Annotated in this window: 17 protein-coding genes; 6 read left to right on the forward strand and 11 right to left on the reverse strand. The window is 65.1% G+C overall.

What is annotated here, in order from left to right; all coding sequences use genetic code 11:
* Positions 1-2: 2 nt before the first annotated feature.
* The 6 genes from WKW82_RS05210 to WKW82_RS05235 form a co-directional block, all read right to left on the reverse strand.
* Positions 3-731, reverse strand: coding sequence for a branched-chain amino acid ABC transporter ATP-binding protein (locus WKW82_RS05210; protein WP_340341184.1), 729 nt, complete (start codon positions 729-731; stop codon positions 3-5).
* A 14-nt stretch (positions 732-745) separates the two neighbouring features.
* Positions 746-1,519 carry an ABC transporter ATP-binding protein gene (locus tag WKW82_RS05215; RefSeq protein ID WP_340341185.1) on the reverse strand — a complete coding sequence of 258 codons (774 nt, stop codon included), beginning with the start codon at positions 1,517-1,519 and terminating at the stop codon, positions 746-748.
* Positions 1,516-2,550 (reverse strand): branched-chain amino acid ABC transporter permease, encoded by a 1,035-nt coding sequence (locus WKW82_RS05220; protein WP_340341186.1) that lies wholly within the window; start codon positions 2,548-2,550, stop codon positions 1,516-1,518. The genes WKW82_RS05215 and WKW82_RS05220 overlap by 4 nt, the downstream gene beginning before the upstream one ends.
* A gap of 13 nt (positions 2,551-2,563) precedes the next feature.
* Positions 2,564-3,436 (reverse strand): branched-chain amino acid ABC transporter permease, encoded by an 873-nt coding sequence (locus WKW82_RS05225; protein WP_340341187.1) that lies wholly within the window; start codon positions 3,434-3,436, stop codon positions 2,564-2,566.
* Between the two features lie 31 nt (positions 3,437-3,467).
* Positions 3,468-4,676: an ABC transporter substrate-binding protein gene (locus WKW82_RS05230; RefSeq protein WP_340341188.1), complete on the reverse strand. Its 1,209-nt coding sequence runs from the start codon at positions 4,674-4,676 to the stop codon at positions 3,468-3,470.
* A gap of 115 nt (positions 4,677-4,791) precedes the next feature.
* Complete coding sequence (locus tag WKW82_RS05235; RefSeq protein WP_340341189.1) at positions 4,792-6,000, reverse strand: aspartate transaminase; 1,209 nt, start codon at positions 5,998-6,000, stop codon at positions 4,792-4,794.
* A 283-nt stretch (positions 6,001-6,283) separates the two neighbouring features.
* Here WKW82_RS05235 and WKW82_RS05240 point away from each other — a divergent pair, with 283 nt between their 5' ends.
* The 6 genes from WKW82_RS05240 (at position 6,284) to WKW82_RS05265 (ending at position 11,451) form a co-directional block, all read left to right on the forward strand.
* The gene (locus WKW82_RS05240; RefSeq protein WP_340341190.1) at positions 6,284-7,306 is read left to right on the forward strand and encodes a 2-hydroxyacid dehydrogenase; all 1,023 of its coding nucleotides are present in this window, start codon (positions 6,284-6,286) and stop codon (positions 7,304-7,306) included.
* Positions 7,303-8,076 carry an SDR family NAD(P)-dependent oxidoreductase gene (locus WKW82_RS05245; RefSeq protein WP_340341191.1) on the forward strand — a complete coding sequence of 258 codons (774 nt, stop codon included), beginning with the start codon at positions 7,303-7,305 and terminating at the stop codon, positions 8,074-8,076. Before WKW82_RS05240 ends, WKW82_RS05245 begins: the two co-directional genes overlap by 4 nt.
* Positions 8,077-8,093: 17 nt before the next feature.
* A complete protein-coding gene (locus tag WKW82_RS05250) occupies positions 8,094-9,128 on the forward strand; it encodes an L-idonate 5-dehydrogenase (protein ID WP_340341192.1) in 1,035 nt (344 codons plus the stop codon).
* A 202-nt stretch (positions 9,129-9,330) separates the two neighbouring features.
* Positions 9,331-10,047 (forward strand): Crp/Fnr family transcriptional regulator, encoded by a 717-nt coding sequence (locus WKW82_RS05255; protein ID WP_340341193.1) that lies wholly within the window; start codon positions 9,331-9,333, stop codon positions 10,045-10,047.
* 104 nt (positions 10,048-10,151) lie between these two features.
* Positions 10,152-10,850: a Crp/Fnr family transcriptional regulator gene (locus WKW82_RS05260; RefSeq protein ID WP_340341194.1), complete on the forward strand. Its 699-nt coding sequence runs from the start codon at positions 10,152-10,154 to the stop codon at positions 10,848-10,850.
* Positions 10,851-10,980: 130 nt separating this feature from the next.
* Positions 10,981-11,451, forward strand: a complete 471-nt coding sequence (locus WKW82_RS05265) for a hypothetical protein (RefSeq protein WP_340341195.1) — start codon at positions 10,981-10,983, stop codon at positions 11,449-11,451.
* A gap of 9 nt (positions 11,452-11,460) precedes the next feature.
* On the opposite strand, the gene WKW82_RS05270 is transcribed toward WKW82_RS05265, so the two are convergent.
* From WKW82_RS05270 to WKW82_RS05290, 5 genes are read right to left on the reverse strand one after another with little or no spacing between them, the layout of a single operon-like run.
* Positions 11,461-12,279, reverse strand: a complete 819-nt coding sequence (locus tag WKW82_RS05270; protein ID WP_340341196.1) for a phytanoyl-CoA dioxygenase family protein — start codon at positions 12,277-12,279, stop codon at positions 11,461-11,463.
* Positions 12,280-12,295: 16 nt separating this feature from the next.
* Entirely contained in the window at positions 12,296-12,679 is a 384-nt protein-coding gene (locus WKW82_RS05275; RefSeq protein ID WP_340341197.1) for a cupin domain-containing protein, read from the reverse strand.
* Positions 12,680-12,692: 13 nt separating this feature from the next.
* Complete coding sequence (locus WKW82_RS05280; protein ID WP_340341198.1) at positions 12,693-13,763, reverse strand: ABC transporter ATP-binding protein; 1,071 nt, start codon at positions 13,761-13,763, stop codon at positions 12,693-12,695.
* 20 nt (positions 13,764-13,783) lie between these two features.
* Positions 13,784-14,638 carry a carbohydrate ABC transporter permease gene (locus tag WKW82_RS05285; RefSeq protein WP_340341199.1) on the reverse strand — a complete coding sequence of 285 codons (855 nt, stop codon included), beginning with the start codon at positions 14,636-14,638 and terminating at the stop codon, positions 13,784-13,786.
* Positions 14,635-15,507, reverse strand: a complete 873-nt coding sequence (locus WKW82_RS05290; protein ID WP_422823417.1) for a carbohydrate ABC transporter permease — start codon at positions 15,505-15,507, stop codon at positions 14,635-14,637. The genes WKW82_RS05285 and WKW82_RS05290 overlap by 4 nt, the downstream gene beginning before the upstream one ends.
* Positions 15,508-15,569 lie beyond the last annotated feature (62 nt).

The raw sequence follows: 15,569 nt of genomic DNA on the forward strand, positions 1-15,569 counted from the left end.
CTTCAGGCGGTGACGGTGTCGGATGCGCGGCGGCCTGTCATGAACAGTTCGCCCAGGTCGGCATTGCTCAGCTCGCTGCACGGGCTGTCCCAGATCACCTTGCCCAGGCGAAGGACCACCGCGCGCTCGGCCGCCTCCATCGCCTTGCGGGTGTTCTGCTCGACCAGCAGGATGGTTCGGCCGCCCTTGTGCAGGCGCTTGAGTTCGTTGAAGACCAGCGTGATGGCCTGCGGCGACAAACCGACCGAAGGCTCGTCCACCAGCAGGATCTCCGGCCGGCGCAGCACGGCCATGGCCATCTCGAGCAACTGTTGCTCGCCGCCCGACATGTTTCCGGCCAGCTCGTTGCGGCGCTTCTGCAGGATCGGGAACAGGTCATAGACGTAGTCGCGCTCGCCCTTGAGGTCGCCGTCCTTGATGGTGTAGGCCGCCATCTCCAGGTTCTCGTCGATGGTCATGAGCTGGAAGTTGCAACGCCCTTGCGGCACGTAGGCGATTCCGTGGCCCAGCATGGCCTGCGGCTTGAGGCCGGCGATGTCCTTGCCCTTCCAGCGGATCGCGCCGCCCTTGTGGGTAGTCATGCCGAAGAGCGATTTCAGCAGCGTCGACTTGCCGGCCCCGTTGGGGCCGAGCAGCGTGACGAATTCGCCGTGGCGGATCTTCAGGTCCACCCCGTGCAGGATGTCCAGGTGGCCGTAGCCGGCGTAGAGGTTGTCGATTTCGAGTTCCATGAGGGGCTCCGTGTTCAGCCGCCGAGATAGGCTTCGATGACTTCGGGGTTCTTCACCACGGCCTCGGGCGTGTCGTCCGCCAGCTTGGCGCCCTGGTGCAGCACCACCACGCGGTGGCTCAGGTTCATAAGCACGTCGGTGTTGTGCTCGATCACGACAAAGGTCACGCCCAGTTCGCGGTTCGCATGCTCGATGCTCTGGATCACCTTCTCGATCAGGATCGGGTTGATGCCGGCCAACGGCTCGTCCAGCAGGATCAGTTCCGGCTCGGGCATCAGCATCGAGGCGAACTGCAGCAGCTTCTGCTGGCCACCGGACATGTTCCCCGCCGGCAGGTGCGCCACGCGCGAGAGGCCCGTGATCTCGATCAGTTCCTTGGCCCGCTTGCGCAAGGCGCTCACCCGGCGCTTGGCCGAGGGCCCGATCCAGAAGGTCGACAGCACATTCGGAAAGCTCGACATCTGCCCCGCCAGCACCAGGTTCTCCTCGCAGTCCAGCGTCGGGAAGACCACGGTCTTCTGGAAGCTGCGCAGGAACCGGCCTTCACGTGCGATGCGGTTCATGGGCCAGTCGGTGATGTCGATGCCCTTGAGCAGCACGCGGCCCGCGTCGCTCTTCTGCAAGCCGGTGCAGCAGTCGAACAGCGTGGACTTGCCGGAGCCATTGGGGCCGATCAGGCCCAACACCTCGCCGCGGCGCACTTCGATGTCGACGCCCTGCAGGGCTGCCACCGCACCGTAGTTCTTGCGCAAGCCTTCGATGCGCAGCATGGATGTGCCGTCGGTCATTTCGCCACCTCCTTGTTGCTGCCGAAGCCAGCGATGCGCGCTGCAAAGCGTTCGAACAATGGCGCCAGCCCTTGCGGGAACACGAACACCAGGCCGAGCAGCACGATGCCGTAGATCACCATGCGCAGTTCCGGCGTGATGCGCAGCGCTTCCGACACCGCGACAAAGACGAAGCTGCCGATCACCGCGCCCGGAATCTTCCCGACGCCACCGCCCAGCACGATGATGAGGATGGTGTTCGAGTAGTAGGCCTGGAACACCAGCGGGCTCACCACCGTCGAGAAGTGCGCGTAGAGGCTGCCGCCCAGGCCGGCAAACACCGCACTCAGCATGAACACCAGCAGCTTGTAGGTCCACGTCGGCACGCCGAGTGATTCCGCCAGCCGCTCGTTGTCGCGGATGGCCACCATGCAGCGCCCGGCCGGGGAGCGGATCAGCGCCACGAAGCCCAGCACCGCAAGCGCGGCAATCACCAGCGCGAGATAGAAATACTCCGGCGCCTGGACGACGGTGAAGGCCCAGTCGCCGAAGCCGATCCGCGGACGCGGCACACCGGAGAGGCCCATGTCACCGCGGGTCAGGTCGACCCAGTTCTTCGAGACCATCTGCGCGATCACGACCAGGCCCAGCGTACACATCACGAAGGAGGTGTCGCGCAACCGCAGCGCCGGGATGCCGAGTGGCAAGGCAATGAGACCGGCCGCCAGTCCCGCGACCAGGAGGTTGACGATGAACGAAGTGCCGAAGTGAATCGACATCAGCGCCGACACATACGCGCCGATGCCGAAGAAGACGCCCTGTGCGAGCGAGAGCATGCCGGTGTAGCCGAGGATCAGGTTCAGGCCCAGGGCGGGCAGGAGGAAGATCATCGCCAGCACCATGGCGTGCAGGTAGTAGTCGCCCATGAAGAGCGGTGCCGCGAGCAGCGCGGCCAGGGCCAGGGCGCAAGCGCTCCAGTTGACCGTGGCCAGCCGCGCGGCGGGCAGGCGGGGAGTGTCCAGCGTGGTGGTTGACATGATGGCCTGTTGCATGGGGTGGGGTTAGTCAGAACCTGGCCTTGCTGCTGAACAGGCCGTGCGGCCGCAGCATCAGCATCAGGAGCAAGGCGATGAAGCCGACGGAGTCGCGGTACTGCAGGCCGATGAAGCCTGCGACCAGGCTTTCCACCACGCCCAGCAGCAAGCCCGCGATGAGCGTGCCGCGCACGTTGCCCATGCCGCCCATGACGATCACGGCGAAGGTCTTGAGCGTGATCGACTCGCCCATGCCGCCGTAGATGCTCACGTTGATGGGGCCGGTGAGGATGCCCGACAGGGCTGCGATCGCCACGCCGATCAGGAAGGTCTTGCGCACCACCTGCTCTACGTCGATGCCGTTGACCTGGCAGCACTCGATGTTCTGCGACACGGCGCGGATCGAGCGGCCGAGCCGCGTGCTGCGCACCATCCATTCCAGCGCGACGAACACGACGACGGTGACGCCGACCAGGATCACGCGCTGCTGCGACATGCCGAAGTCACCGAGCTCGATCGGCTCGATCCAGCCGCCGGAGAACACCTTGTAGCCGCCGCCAAAGGCGAGGATGACGACGTTCTGGAGGATCAGCGACAGCCCCAGCGTGGCCAGCACGCCGGCCTGGAAGGGTTGGCCCACCAGCCGCTGCATGACGGCACGGCCGATGACCACCGCGATCACGCTGACGATGGCGACGCCGCCGATGATCGCCAGGCTGTATTCGCTGGTCAGGTGGCTCATCACCCACCAGGCCGCGAAGGTGCCCAGCATGTAGTACTCGCCGTGCGCGAAGTTGATGGCGCGCAGCACGCCGAAGATCATCGTCATGCCGGCAGCCACCAGGGCGTACATCGACCCGGTGATGATGCCGTTGACGATCTGCTCGAGGATGAAGGAGTCCACGTGGATGTCCTTGGGGAACTTGCTTCGCGCCTTACTTGGCGCTCGTCCCGTAGTCCACCTTGGTGGTGATCATTCCCTTGATGACCGGCTTGGCATCGACGATCTCGACCAATGCCATCGGCAGCACAGCCTGGTTGTGATCGTCGAAGGTCACGCTGCCCATTGGGCTTTCGTACTTGATGCCGGCCAGCGTGTTGCGCACGTCCTCGCCCTTCGCGCTCTTGGCATCGCGCACCGCTTGCGCGATCAGCTGCAGCGTGTCGTAGTGCGTGTAGGCATGGTTGTTCGGCATCTCGCCGCCATTGGCCTTCTTGTAGTCCTCGACGAACTTCAGGCTGCGCGGTGCCGGCACCTCGGGCAGCCATGCGGCGGCCTCGACCGCACCGTTCATGACCTTGGGTGCGGCGGCAATCGTGTCCTTGGTGTTGAACTCGCCGTTGCCGACCAGCGCGATCTTGCCGGCCAGGCCCAGCTCCAGCATCTGGCGCGCGATGATCGGCGTGGTGTCGGCCTGGCCGTAGAGGATGATGGCCTGCGCGCCGGAGCGGCGGATCTTGCTGAGCACCGTGCGGAAGTCGGTCTCCGAGTCCTTGTAGTAGTCCTCGCTGAGGATCTCGGCGCCTTCGTACTTCGGCAGGTAGCGCTTGGTGAACTTGATGGCGCCGCGACCGTAGTCGCTGTCCACCGACAGCACGGCGAACTTCTTGAAGCCCTTGGTCTTGACCGAATACTCCAGCACGGTCGCCGCGCGCACTTCATCGGTCGGGTAGTTGCGGAAGGTCCACTTGAAGCCGCCGACGCCGGCCTTGTAGGTGATGTCCGGGTTCGACGATGCAGCGTTGACCAGCAGCACCTTCGATTCTTCGGCCAGCGGCTGCATCGCCAGCGTCACCGAGCTGCAGATGTCGCCGATGATGATCGGCGTCTTCTCCAGGCTGATCATGCGCTGCGTGGCCGCGACCCCTTCGGACGGCACGCATTGGCTGTCGCCGCTCACCAGTTGCACCTTGCGCCCCAGCAGGCCGCCTGCGGCGTTGATCTCGCTGGCTGCCAGCGCCGCACCCTTGTTCGCGAAGGCGCCGTAGCGCGCGTTCGGGCCGCTCATCGGGCTGATGATGCCGATCTTGATCGGATCGCCCGCCTGCGCCGCGGCATACGAGAAGGCACACAGGCCGAGAAGCGCCGCGGCGGCGCCCCGTGCAGCCGCGCCAAGGGTGGGGGTCGTGGGATAACAGCTCATCGCATTTCTCCGGTCGATTGCAGGTGAATGGTGGGGTTGTGAATGAATGGTAGGAACGGCGCGGCGAAAGGGCCAATAGGGAATCCGGCTTCGGGCATCGCCATTCCTGATGGGGCTACGAAAGCTCGGCCACGGCAGCCGCGATGCGGCGGCAGCCTTCCTCGATCTGCTCGACGCTGGTGGCGGTCGACATGCGGAAGTAAGGGGACAGGCCGTAGGCCGTGCCGGCCAGCACCATCACCCCGCCCGCCTCCAGGAAGTGAATGACGACGTCGTTGTCGGTCTCCAGCACCTTGCCCGCAGGCGTGCGCTTGCCGATCAGACCGCCGCAATGCGGATAGAGGTAGAAGGCACCGCCCGGTGCGCGAGCACGGATGCCTGGGATGGCGTTGAGCAGGCGCACCGCCGTGTCGCGGCGCTTGCGGTAGGTCGCGACCCATTCGGGGAGAAACGTCGGCGCCGAGTTGAGCGCGACCACCGCCGCCGCCTGGCTCATCGACGACACGCCGCTGGTGGACTGCGATTGCAGCATGTCCAGCGCGCCGATGATGTCCTCCGGCCCGGCCGCATAGCCGATGCGCCAACCGGTCATCGCATAGGTCTTGGAGACGCCGTTGACCAGCAGCGTTCGATCCCGCAGCCCCGGCTCGATCTCGAGCAAATGATGCGCCTCCACATCGTCGAAGCGGATGTGCTCGTAGATGTCATCGGTCAGCACCATCACCTGCGGGTGGCGCATCAGCACGTCGGCCAGCGCGCGCAACTGGGCCGGCGTATAGGTGGTGCCGGTCGGGTTGGTCGGCGAGTTGAAGACCAGCCAGCGCGTCTTCGGCGTGATCGCGGCTTCCAGCGCGTCGGGCGTGAGGCGGAAGTCGTCCTCCTCGCGGCATTGGACGATCACCGGCGTGCCGTCGCAGGCCAGCACCATGTCGGGGTAGGACACCCAGAAGGGGGCAGGGATGATGACTTCCATGCCTTCTTCCACCGTCACCGACAACGCGTTGAACAGCGCATGCTTGGCGCCGCAGGTCACGATGATGTCGCGCGGTGAGTAGTCCAGGCCGTTCTCGCGCTTCAGCTTCGCCGCGATGGCCTGGCGCAGCGCGAGCGTGCCAGCGACGGGTGTGTAACGCGTCTCGCCGCGCTCAATCGCGTCGCAGCCGGCCTGGCGGATGTGCGCCGGCGTGTCGAAATCGGGCTCGCCGATGGCCAGGTTGATGATGTCTCGGCCTTCGCGGCGCAATGCGGCGAAGCGCTCGGCCGCCGCGGCGCTCGGGGATGGCTTGATGCGACGGATGCGCGACGAAATCCGGGAAGCGGTCACTGGGGTAGTTCCTCTGCGTTGCAATGGAACGAACGGTAGGCTTTTCCGGCTGGCGAGGCCAAGACGCCTTTGTTCTACGGCGTTCGCATTCGCTGATGGCAAGTGGGCTGATCGCGACATTCACCCCGATCCTCAAGTCGATGCCCGCGGAAGCAGTCCGCGACCGGGACCCCGGCATAAGCATTCCGGATGGGATCAGACCGAACTCGTCTTGTTGCGCACCGGCCCGGTGCGTAAGGTGGCGCCTTCGCCTTGTGAGGCATCAAACAACCCCGGAGACATCTTGCGCCCATCCGTCCTGGCCACCCGCGCCACCTTCCCCGACATCGCCGACCGCCTGCACCTCTACTTCGACGTCGAAGACAACCCCTCGGACACCATCTGGAGCCCCGCCGAACTGCGCCAGCGCCTGCAGGGCAAGCAAGGCGTGATGAGCACCGGTAGCGAGCGCATCGACGCCGCGTTGCTCGACGCCTGCCCGCAACTCAGGGCGGTCTGCAACGTCGGCGTGGGCTACAACAACGTCGACTTGGCGGCCTGCACGGCGCGCGGCGTGCTGGTCACCAACACGCCTGATGTGCTGACCGAAACCACGGCCGACTACGGCTTCGCATTGATGCTGGCGACGGCCCGGCGCATCGCCGAGTCGCAGGACTTCGTGCGGCGCAAGGAATGGACGAAGACCGGCATCTTCGACATGTTCGTCGGTGGCGACGTGCATGGGTCCACGCTCGGCATCCTGGGCATGGGCCGCATCGGCCGTGCCATCGCGCGTCGCGGCGCGCTGGGCTTCGGCATGAAGGTGATCTATCACAACCGCTCCCGATTGCCCGCTGAAGCCGAGGCCGAATCTGGCGCGAGGTACGTCGACAAGGCCACCTTGTTGAAGGAAGCGGACCACCTGATCCTCGTGCTGCCCTATTCCCCCGAGTCGCATCACGCGATCGGCGCCGCCGAGCTGGCGCAGATGAAGCCATCGGCCACGCTGACCAACATCGCACGCGGCGGCATCGTCGACGACGCGGCGCTGGCCGAAGCGCTGCGCGCCGGCACCATCGCCGCCGCGGGCCTCGACGTGTTCGAAGGCGAGCCCACCATCCACCCCCGTTTGATCGGCTTGCCAAACGCCCTGCTCACACCCCACATCGGCAGCGCATCGGTACAAACGCGCCGAGCCATGGCGGCCTTGACCATCGACAATCTGATCGCCGCGCTCGGCTTCGGCCCGCGCGCCGGCCAGTCGCCCACGCCCGTCAACCCGCAAGTGCTGACGCAGCAAGCCACAGAATCCAGGAGCACCGTTTGAACCCCGTCCTCAAGAGCTTCGACCTCACCGGGCGCACCGCGCTCATCACCGGCTCCAGCGCCGGCATCGGCCTGGCACTGGCGCGCGGCCTGGCCGGCGCCGGCGCGCGCATCGTGCTGAATGCGCGCAACGCCACCAAGCTCGAAGCCGCTGCCGAAGCCTTGCGAGCCGAAGGCGCGCAGGTCGTGACCTCCGCCTTCGACGTGACCTCGGGCGAAGCCGTCAACGCCGCCATCGAGAAGATCGAGAGCGAGACCGGCCCCATCGACATCCTCATCAACAACGCCGGCATGCAGCGCCGCAACCCGCTCGACCAGTTCGAGGAAGCGCACTGGCACGAGATCATCAAGACCAATCTCGACAGCGTGTTCCTCGTCGGCCAGGCAGTGGCCAAGCGCATGATCCCGCGCAAGCGCGGCAAGATCATCAACATCTGCTCGGTGCAGAGCGAACTGGGCCGGCCCGGCATCGCACCGTATGCGGCCACCAAGGGCGCGCTGAAGATGCTGACCAAGGGCATGGCCATCGACTGGGGCCAATACGGCATCCAGGTCAACGGCATCGGGCCGGGCTACTTCAAGACCGAACTCAACGATGCGCTGGTCAAGAACGCCGAGTTCTCGGCCTGGCTGATCGGCCGCACGCCCTCGCGCCGCTGGGGCGACGTGGAAGATCTCGTCGGCGCCGGCGTGTTCCTCTCCAGCGACGCGTCGAACTTCGTCAATGGCCACATCCTCTACGTCGACGGCGGCGTGACCGCTCAACTCTGATCAAGGCACACAACACCATGGAAGCCCTCGTCATCCACGCCCCCGGCGACCTGCGCGTCGAGCAATACGAAACCGCCGAACTCGGCCCGGATCAACTCCAGGTGCGCGTGCGCTGCGGCGGCATCTGCGGCTCCGACCTGCACTACTACCAGCACGGCGGCTTCGGCACGATCCGCATCAAGGAACCGATGGTGCTTGGCCATGAAGTGGCCGGCATGATCGAAGCGGTCGGCGCCCAGGTCACGAAGTACAAGGCGGGCGACCGCATCGCGATCAGCCCGAGCCGGCCTTGCGGCCTTTGCAAATATTGCCAGGAAGGCCTGCAGAACCATTGCCTCGACATGCGCTACTACGGCAGCGCGATGCGCACGCCGCATGTGCAGGGCGCGTTCCGCCAGCAGATCGTCGTCGAGCAGCACCAGGCACACTTGCTGGCCGATTCGGTCAGCGATGGCGAAGGCTCCATGGCCGAGCCCTTTGCCGTGGCGCTGCATGCGGTGCGGCGCGCAGGCCCGCTGTTGGGCAAGCGCGTGCTGGTCACCGGCTGCGGCCCGATCGGCGCGCTGGCGATCATCGCGGCGCGGCGGGCGGGCGCAAGCCACATCGTTGGCACCGACGTCGGCGCGCACACCTTGGGCAAGGCCTTGAAGGTCGGTGCCGATGAAGTCGTCAACGTGGCCGAGGACCCGCAAGGCCTGGCCCGCTTCACCGCCGACAAGGGCAGCTTCGACGTGCTCTTCGAAGCCAGCGGCAACGCGCGCGCCCTCGTCGGCGCCTTCGACGCACTGCGACCGCGCGGCATCATCGTGCAGATGGGCCTGGGCGGGGACTTCACGCTGCCGATCAATACCATCGTCGCCAAGGAGTTCGACCTGCGCGGCACCTTCCGCTTCCACGAGGAATTCGCGGTTGCCGTCGAGTTGCTCAACAAAGGACTGGTCGACGTGAAGCCGTTGATCTCGGCCACGCTCTCCTACCGCGATTCGGCCCGCGCCTTTGCGCTGGCGGCCGATCGCACACAGGCGATGAAGGTGATCCTGAATTTCGATTGACGCTTGCCGGACCTGCACGTCGATCCCGGCCCGTCGCCAACGGCCACCGGCCGGACGACGCAGGGCATGCTGACATTCAATTGACTCTGTGCGCTAGCGAACATACGAACCGGAACCCGGTTCATATACTTCAGCCGGCACTCTGCAGGGGGGCGCCACAAGGGCCATGTCCGCGCCCGCTCGCGCCAGGAGTTTTTTGCAGATGTTGTTGCTCGATCCAAGGGAGAACCGGCTGCTCGCCGCGCTGCCGACCTCCGAATGGGAGCGATGGCTGCCGAACCTGGAACCGGTCGAGCTCGGACTGGGTGACGTGCTCTACGAATCGGGCGGCCGGCAAACACATGTCTACTTCCCGACCACGGCCATCGTCTCGCTCCTTTACGTCCTGGAGAACGGGGCTTCGGCAGAGATCGCTGTCGTCGGCAACGAAGGCATCGTGGGCATCTCGCTCTTCATGGGGGGCGGCTCGACGCCCAGCCGCGCGGTCGTGCAGAGTTCGGGTTCAGGCTTCCGCATGACGGCGCATGCCATGAAGGAAGAGTTCGACCGGGCCGGGCCGGTCTTGCATCTGCTGCTGCGCTACACGCAGGCGCTGATCACGCAGATGTCGCAAACGGCGGTCTGCAACCGCCACCACACGCTGGACCAGCAACTCTGCCGATGGTTGTTGCTGAGCCTCGACCGGCTGCGGGACAACGAACTGTCCATGACCCAGGAACTGATCTCCAACATGCTCGGCGTGCGGCGCGAAGGCGTGACGGAGGTCGCACTCAAGCTGCAGAAGGCAAACCTCATTCGCTACGCGCGCGGGCGCATCACAGTGCTGGACCGCGCCGGGCTGGAGAAACGCAGTTGCGAATGCTATGCAGTCGTCAAGAACGAATACGACCGGTTGCTCCCGCCGGGCGCGACGTCGTGAAAGCGCGCATACTTCGCCACCGGACCCTACTGCAGGCGAGAAAAGAGCGTTGACGGCAAGCCGTTTCGCCGACCCGGCAGGCGGCATTCTTCTGGAGATGCCGCATGACGAACGCTCGCAACAGCCTGATCGCAGGGCTGCCGCTCCCTGATCAAGAGCGCCTCCTCGCGGTCTGCGAGCCGGTGACCCTGGTGTTGTCCGAGGTCCTTTGCGAAAGCGGCACCCTCACGACCCATGTGTTCTTCCCCACCGAGGGCTTCGTCTCGCTGGTGTCGGTGATCGACCAGAGCCCGGGCGTCGAGGTCGGCATGATCGGCAAGGAAGGGATGCTGGGCGCACAACTCGCCCTGGGCATATCGGTGACGCCGCTGCGGGCACTGGTACAGGGCCGGGGCGCGGCGTTGTGCATCACCACACCGGCGTTTCGCACGCTGCTCAAACACAGCCCCGCATTGCAGCAATCGATGCACCGCTATGTCTACGTCCTGATGAAGCAGTTGGCGACCTCATCCGCATGCCTGCGCTTTCACATGATCGAGCCGCGCCTGGCACGCTGGCTGCTGATGAGCCAGGATCGCGCCGAGTCTGCGCGCTTCCGCGTCACGCAGGAGTTCCTGGCGTACATGCTCGGCGTGCGGCGCGCCGGCATCACCGCAGCCGCCGGCGCTTTGCAGCGCAGTGGCCTGATCAACTACAGCAGGGGCGACATCGAAGTGCTGGACCGCAGGGGCCTCGAAGCGGCTGCGTGCGGATGCTATGCCGCCGAACGGACAACCTACGACGAGTTCCTCGGAGAGCGCTGAAGCCGCTGGTGTGCTCCCTGCGTACGGCACCGCACAGACGACGGCAATCGCTCGCCCTATCGTTGCATGCATGCGCACGGCTGCGTCGACGATGTGTCTGACGTGACGCGCTGCCACTGGGAGGCGTGCGATGCAACAACTGGACGTGGACCTTCGGATCGCGAGCATCCGGAGCGTTCTTGCGACGGATGGCGTGGTCTCGGCGCTGGCCACGCTCAACGACAAGACGGAGTACCGTTACACCGGCCTGTTCAAGCTGCGTGGCGCAGGCATGTGCGCGATTTTCCTGTTCGACAGGGCCACAGAGCTTCGACCGCGACAACGAGTGACGCCACTTCGCACGAGCGTCTGGCGCCGCATGCTGCAGGATGGCGAATTCATGACGAACAGCGCTTCGGAGGACAGTCGCCTGAGTCCCCACGACCGGACCGGTTCACTTGAATCGTGCTTCGGGCGCCTGCTGCAACCCGTCGCGGGCACGGTGCCTTGCGGCGTGCTGATTCACTTCGACGTGGAGCGCCGCAACATCGATCCTGCCGAGGCGTTGATTCTCCGAACGGCTGCGCCGCTCTTTCTTTCTTACCTGAACTGGAGCGAATAGCGGGGTGCGTCAGGTCGCCGCGGCGCCATGCCGATGCCCGATCTCGAAATCGTTGCGCCCGCTGCGGTCCACGCCTTTCAGCAGCCACAACGGTCGCTGCCCGAAATTGACAGCCACGCCAGTCTTGCCATCCGAGGGCCGCAAGTCCCGCTCGAACACCGAGGTCGCCGGCATGTAGCGCAAGGCCACGCCGGTGCGCCGCTTCGTCGACGTATTGGCCTTGGCGCCGTGGATCATGTAGACGTCGTGCAATGACATCTGGCCGGGCTGCAGTTCGAGGTCGACCGCATCGGCCTCGTCGAATGCGCCTTCGGCCATGCGCTGGTTCAGCGTGAGGTCGGTCCGGTCTTCGTGAAGATGCGGGTGCAGCACCTCGCCGATGTGCGAACGCGGGATCACGCGCAGGCAGCCGTTCTCCACCGTGGACTCCTCCAGCGCGACCCACACCGTGCAATTGGCGAGCGGCCTGATCGGCCAGTAGTGGCCGTCCTGGTGCCAAGGTGTCTCGAAGCCCTCGGACGGCGGCTTGCAGAACACGTGGCAGCCCCAGAGGATCACGTCCTCACCGATCACGCCGGAGACCAGTTCGACGATCTCGGGGTCCTTGGCCAGGTCGAGAAACGAGCGGCTGCCCCGCACGCCTTCGCCGTTGTCGCCTTCGATGTGCGCCGAGACCAGCTTCTCCGGCCGCACGCCGGGGTTGTCGCGGATCAGCGCATCGAGCGCTTCGCGCATCTGCGTGACGCGATCGGGCGGGAGACGGAACTGCGGGATCACATAGCCTTCCGCGCGGTACTGCGCGATCTCGCTGGCGGACAAGCGTGCCATGGCCTTCTCTCCTTGTTCAGCTCCGTACGAACATCGTCACCAGCGGCTCGTCACCGACTTGCCGGCTCCAGTGGCCGTGCACTGACGCATCGAAGGTCGCGCCCTCCGGCAACTTGTCGTCCGAATAGAAATGCTCGCCAGCCTTGAACACGCGCGACTCGCCGCCTTGCAGGCCGATCTCCATCTGCCCTTGCAGGATCAGCACCCACTGCGGCGTGACGGTGCAATGGAACTGGCTGCGAAAGCCCACCGGGCTGTGGCGCAACTGGTAGCCCTGCGACGGGAAGAGTTGCGACAGCTGCGACGCCGGCGTGCCCTCGCCGAGTTCGATCGGCTCCTCCCGAAAGCGCGCCTTGCCGTCGGTGTCGGTGAACAGGATGACTTTGCTGAATGCGGTCATGTGGTCGATCCCTTCAATCCAGGCGCAAGCCGCTGGCGCCATCGAACACATGCGCATTGGCCGGGTCGAGCGCCAGGTAGACCGTGTCGTCCGGCCCCACGTCCGTGCGGCCGTGCATGACCAGCACCAGCTTCTCCTGCCCGACCTGCACCAGCAGTTCGGTTTCAGCGCCGGTGGGTTCCACCACCACGACCTGCGCCGGAATGCCCTGGTTGGTCGGCGCCAGCACCAGGTCGGTCGGCCGCACGCCATAGTGCACCGACTGGCCGTCCGTGACCTTGGCACCGTCCGGCAAGGGCCAGTACGCGCCCTGCGCCTCGACCCAGAAACTGCCCTCGACCTTGCGCGCAACACCCGCCAGCACGTTCATCGACGGCGAGCCGATGAACTGCGCGACGAACAGGTTGCCGGGTCGGTCGAACAGTTCCAGCGGCGTGCCGATCTGCTCGATGATGCCGTCGTGCATCACCACGATGCGGTCGGCCATGGTCATGGCCTCGATCTGGTCATGGGTCACGTAGACCGTCGTGGTCTTCAGCCGCTGGTGCAGCGCCTTGATCTCGGCGCGCATCGCGACGCGCAGCTTGGCATCAAGGTTGGACAGCGGCTCGTCGAACAGGAACACCTTCGGGTCGCGCACGATGGCCCGACCCATGGCCACGCGCTGGCGCTGGCCGCCGGAGAGTTCACGCGGATAGCGTTCCAGCAGCTTGTCGAGGTTGAGGATCTTTGCGGCATTGGCCACGCGCTCGGCCGTGACGCCCTTGTCGGCATCGCGCAAGCGCAGGCTGAAGGCCATGTTCTCACCGACCGTCATGTGCGGATACAACGCATAGCTCTGGAACACCATCGCGATGTCGCGGTCCTTCGATTCGAGCTCGTTGACCACCTTGCCATCGATGAGGATCTCGCCGCCGGTGATGTCTTCCAGGCCGGCCAGCATGCGCAGCAGCGTGGACTTGCCGCAGCCCGAGGGGCCGACCAGCACGACGAATTCGCCGTCGCTGATCTCGAAGCCCAGGCCCTTGAGGATGTCGGTCTTGCCGAATGATTTCTTGATATTGCGGAATGTGACGGAAGCCATTGAATCTCCTCGTTATCGTTTTAGCTCTTCACCGCGCCGGCCGTGAGGCCGCCGACCATGTAGCGCTTGAAGGTGTAGTAGATGGCTGCTGGCGGCAGCGCGTAGATCAGGCCCGTCGTCATCAACAGCTCCCATGGCGAATCGTCGGCAGACAGGAAGTTGCCGAGCGCCACGGCCAGCGTCACGCTCGTGTCCTTCGACAACAGCAGGAAGGCGAACAGGTACTCGTTCCAGGCCAGCAGCAGCGCATAGGTGCCGACCGCCACGAGCGACGGCACCATCAGCGGCAGGTAAACCAGGCGGAACAACTGCAGCGGCGAGGCGCCGTCCATGCGCGCGGCCTCATCGAGTTCGTAGGGCAGCTTGTCGGAAGCCTGCTTGAGCACCCAGATGCAGTACGGCGAGGCAATCGTCACCATCGCCAGGATCAGCGACCACTGGCTGTTGAGCAGCCCGTAGTTGCCCATGGTCTTGTACATCGGCACGGCCAGGAATGCAGCAGGGATGAAGTACGTGAACAGTGCCATGTTCATCACCGTGCGGCCACCGCGCACGCGCAAGCGGCTGATGGCGAAGGCGGCAGTGGTCGCGACGAACAGCGTGAGCACGCCCACCGTGACCGCGATGAGCAACGAATTCCAGAGCTGCTGCCAGAAGTGCGTCAGGTAGAAGTGCTTCTGCCCGAAGACGATGGCGAAGTTCTGCAACGTCGGGTGCGTCGGCCACAGGTGGCCCGAGGTGGCCGAGTCCCGCGGCGAGATCGCGAACAGCACCATGTGATAGACCGGGATCAGCGTCCACAGCACCACCGGTATGCCAATCAGGAGCAGCTTGGCCTCGGTGGCGATGGCCTTGGGGGTCCAGCGCTTGCTCATTTGGACAACCTCTTCATCATGAAATAAACCAAGGGCAACACAAGAGGCATCGCAACGACGATCGACGCCATCGACAAGTCGACCTGGTCCAGCCGCAGGTAGCGGATGCCCAGCGTCGCCAGCACGTGCGTCATGTCGGCCGGACCGCCGCCGGTCAGCAGGTAGACGCTGTTGAAGTCACCCAGCGTCCAGATCATCGAGAGGATGGTGGAGGTCAGGTACAGCGTCTTGAGCGCCGGCCAACTGATGAACTTGAATTTCTGCCATGACGTGGCGCCATCGACAGAGGCGGCCTCGTATTGCTCCGAAGGAATCGCGAGGCGGCCTGCCACGAGGATCAGCGTCCAGAACGGCAGCGACTTCCACACATGCATCAGCATCGCGAAGGTCAGCGCCAGCGTCGGGTCGTTGAGCCAGTTGGGCCCATCCGCACCCGTCAGCCGGAAGATCGTCGTGTTGATCACGCCCCACTCCGGGTTGAGCATGAAGCGCACCGAGAGGATGGTCGGGATCGAGGGCATGGCCCACGGCAGGATGAACAGCGCCGAGACGATCTTGATCCACCAGCGCGTCTGCACGAAGAAGCCCGACAGGACCAGTGCCAGGATCATCTTGACGTTGATCGCGACGATCAGGAACACGAAGGTGTTGACCACCGACCGCAGGAAGATCGGGTCGGCCTCCAGGTGCACGTAGCTCTGCGGATGGCGCGCCAGCCAGAGGCCATAGCCCACCGGGTACAGCACGAACACCAGGAAGATCAGCAGGTAAGGCAGGACCATCCATCGGCCCCAGGCTTGCCATCGGTCCTTGCGTTGCATGGTCGACGCGCCACTCACGGCGCCACCGACGGTTGCGGTACTGCTCATACAAGCCCCCTTCCTCTAGTTCATCGGATTTGTCTGTTCAGAAACACCGCGGAACCGGCCTT

Origin of the sequence: Variovorax rhizosphaerae (genome assembly GCF_037889975.1) — a bacterium.
GTDB lineage: Bacteria > Pseudomonadota > Gammaproteobacteria > Burkholderiales > Burkholderiaceae_C > Variovorax > Variovorax rhizosphaerae.

Bases quoted from the DNA above. Each gene is read 5' to 3' on its own strand.
- WKW82_RS05230 (WP_340341188.1), bottom strand. From the start codon at position 4,676: ATGAGCTGTTATCCCACGACCCCCACCCTTGGCGCGGCTGCACGGGGC.
- WKW82_RS05280 (WP_340341198.1), bottom strand. From the start codon at position 13,763: ATGGCTTCCGTCACATTCCGCAATATCAAGAAATCATTCGGCAAGACC.
- WKW82_RS05270 (WP_340341196.1), bottom strand. From the start codon at position 12,279: ATGGCACGCTTGTCCGCCAGCGAGATCGCGCAGTACCGCGCGGAAGGC.
- WKW82_RS05220 (WP_340341186.1), bottom strand. From the start codon at position 2,550: ATGCAACAGGCCATCATGTCAACCACCACGCTGGACACTCCCCGCCTG.
- WKW82_RS05250 (WP_340341192.1), top strand. From the start codon at position 8,094: ATGGAAGCCCTCGTCATCCACGCCCCCGGCGACCTGCGCGTCGAGCAA.
- WKW82_RS05265 (WP_340341195.1), top strand. From the start codon at position 10,981: ATGCAACAACTGGACGTGGACCTTCGGATCGCGAGCATCCGGAGCGTT.
- WKW82_RS05275 (WP_340341197.1), bottom strand. From the start codon at position 12,679: ATGACCGCATTCAGCAAAGTCATCCTGTTCACCGACACCGACGGCAAG.
- WKW82_RS05260 (WP_340341194.1), top strand. From the start codon at position 10,152: ATGACGAACGCTCGCAACAGCCTGATCGCAGGGCTGCCGCTCCCTGAT.
- WKW82_RS05210 (WP_340341184.1), bottom strand. From the start codon at position 731: ATGGAACTCGAAATCGACAACCTCTACGCCGGCTACGGCCACCTGGAC.
- WKW82_RS05215 (WP_340341185.1), bottom strand. From the start codon at position 1,519: ATGACCGACGGCACATCCATGCTGCGCATCGAAGGCTTGCGCAAGAAC.
- WKW82_RS05285 (WP_340341199.1), bottom strand. From the start codon at position 14,638: ATGAGCAAGCGCTGGACCCCCAAGGCCATCGCCACCGAGGCCAAGCTG.
- WKW82_RS05290 (WP_422823417.1), bottom strand. From the start codon at position 15,507: ATGAGCAGTACCGCAACCGTCGGTGGCGCCGTGAGTGGCGCGTCGACC.
- WKW82_RS05255 (WP_340341193.1), top strand. From the start codon at position 9,331: ATGTTGTTGCTCGATCCAAGGGAGAACCGGCTGCTCGCCGCGCTGCCG.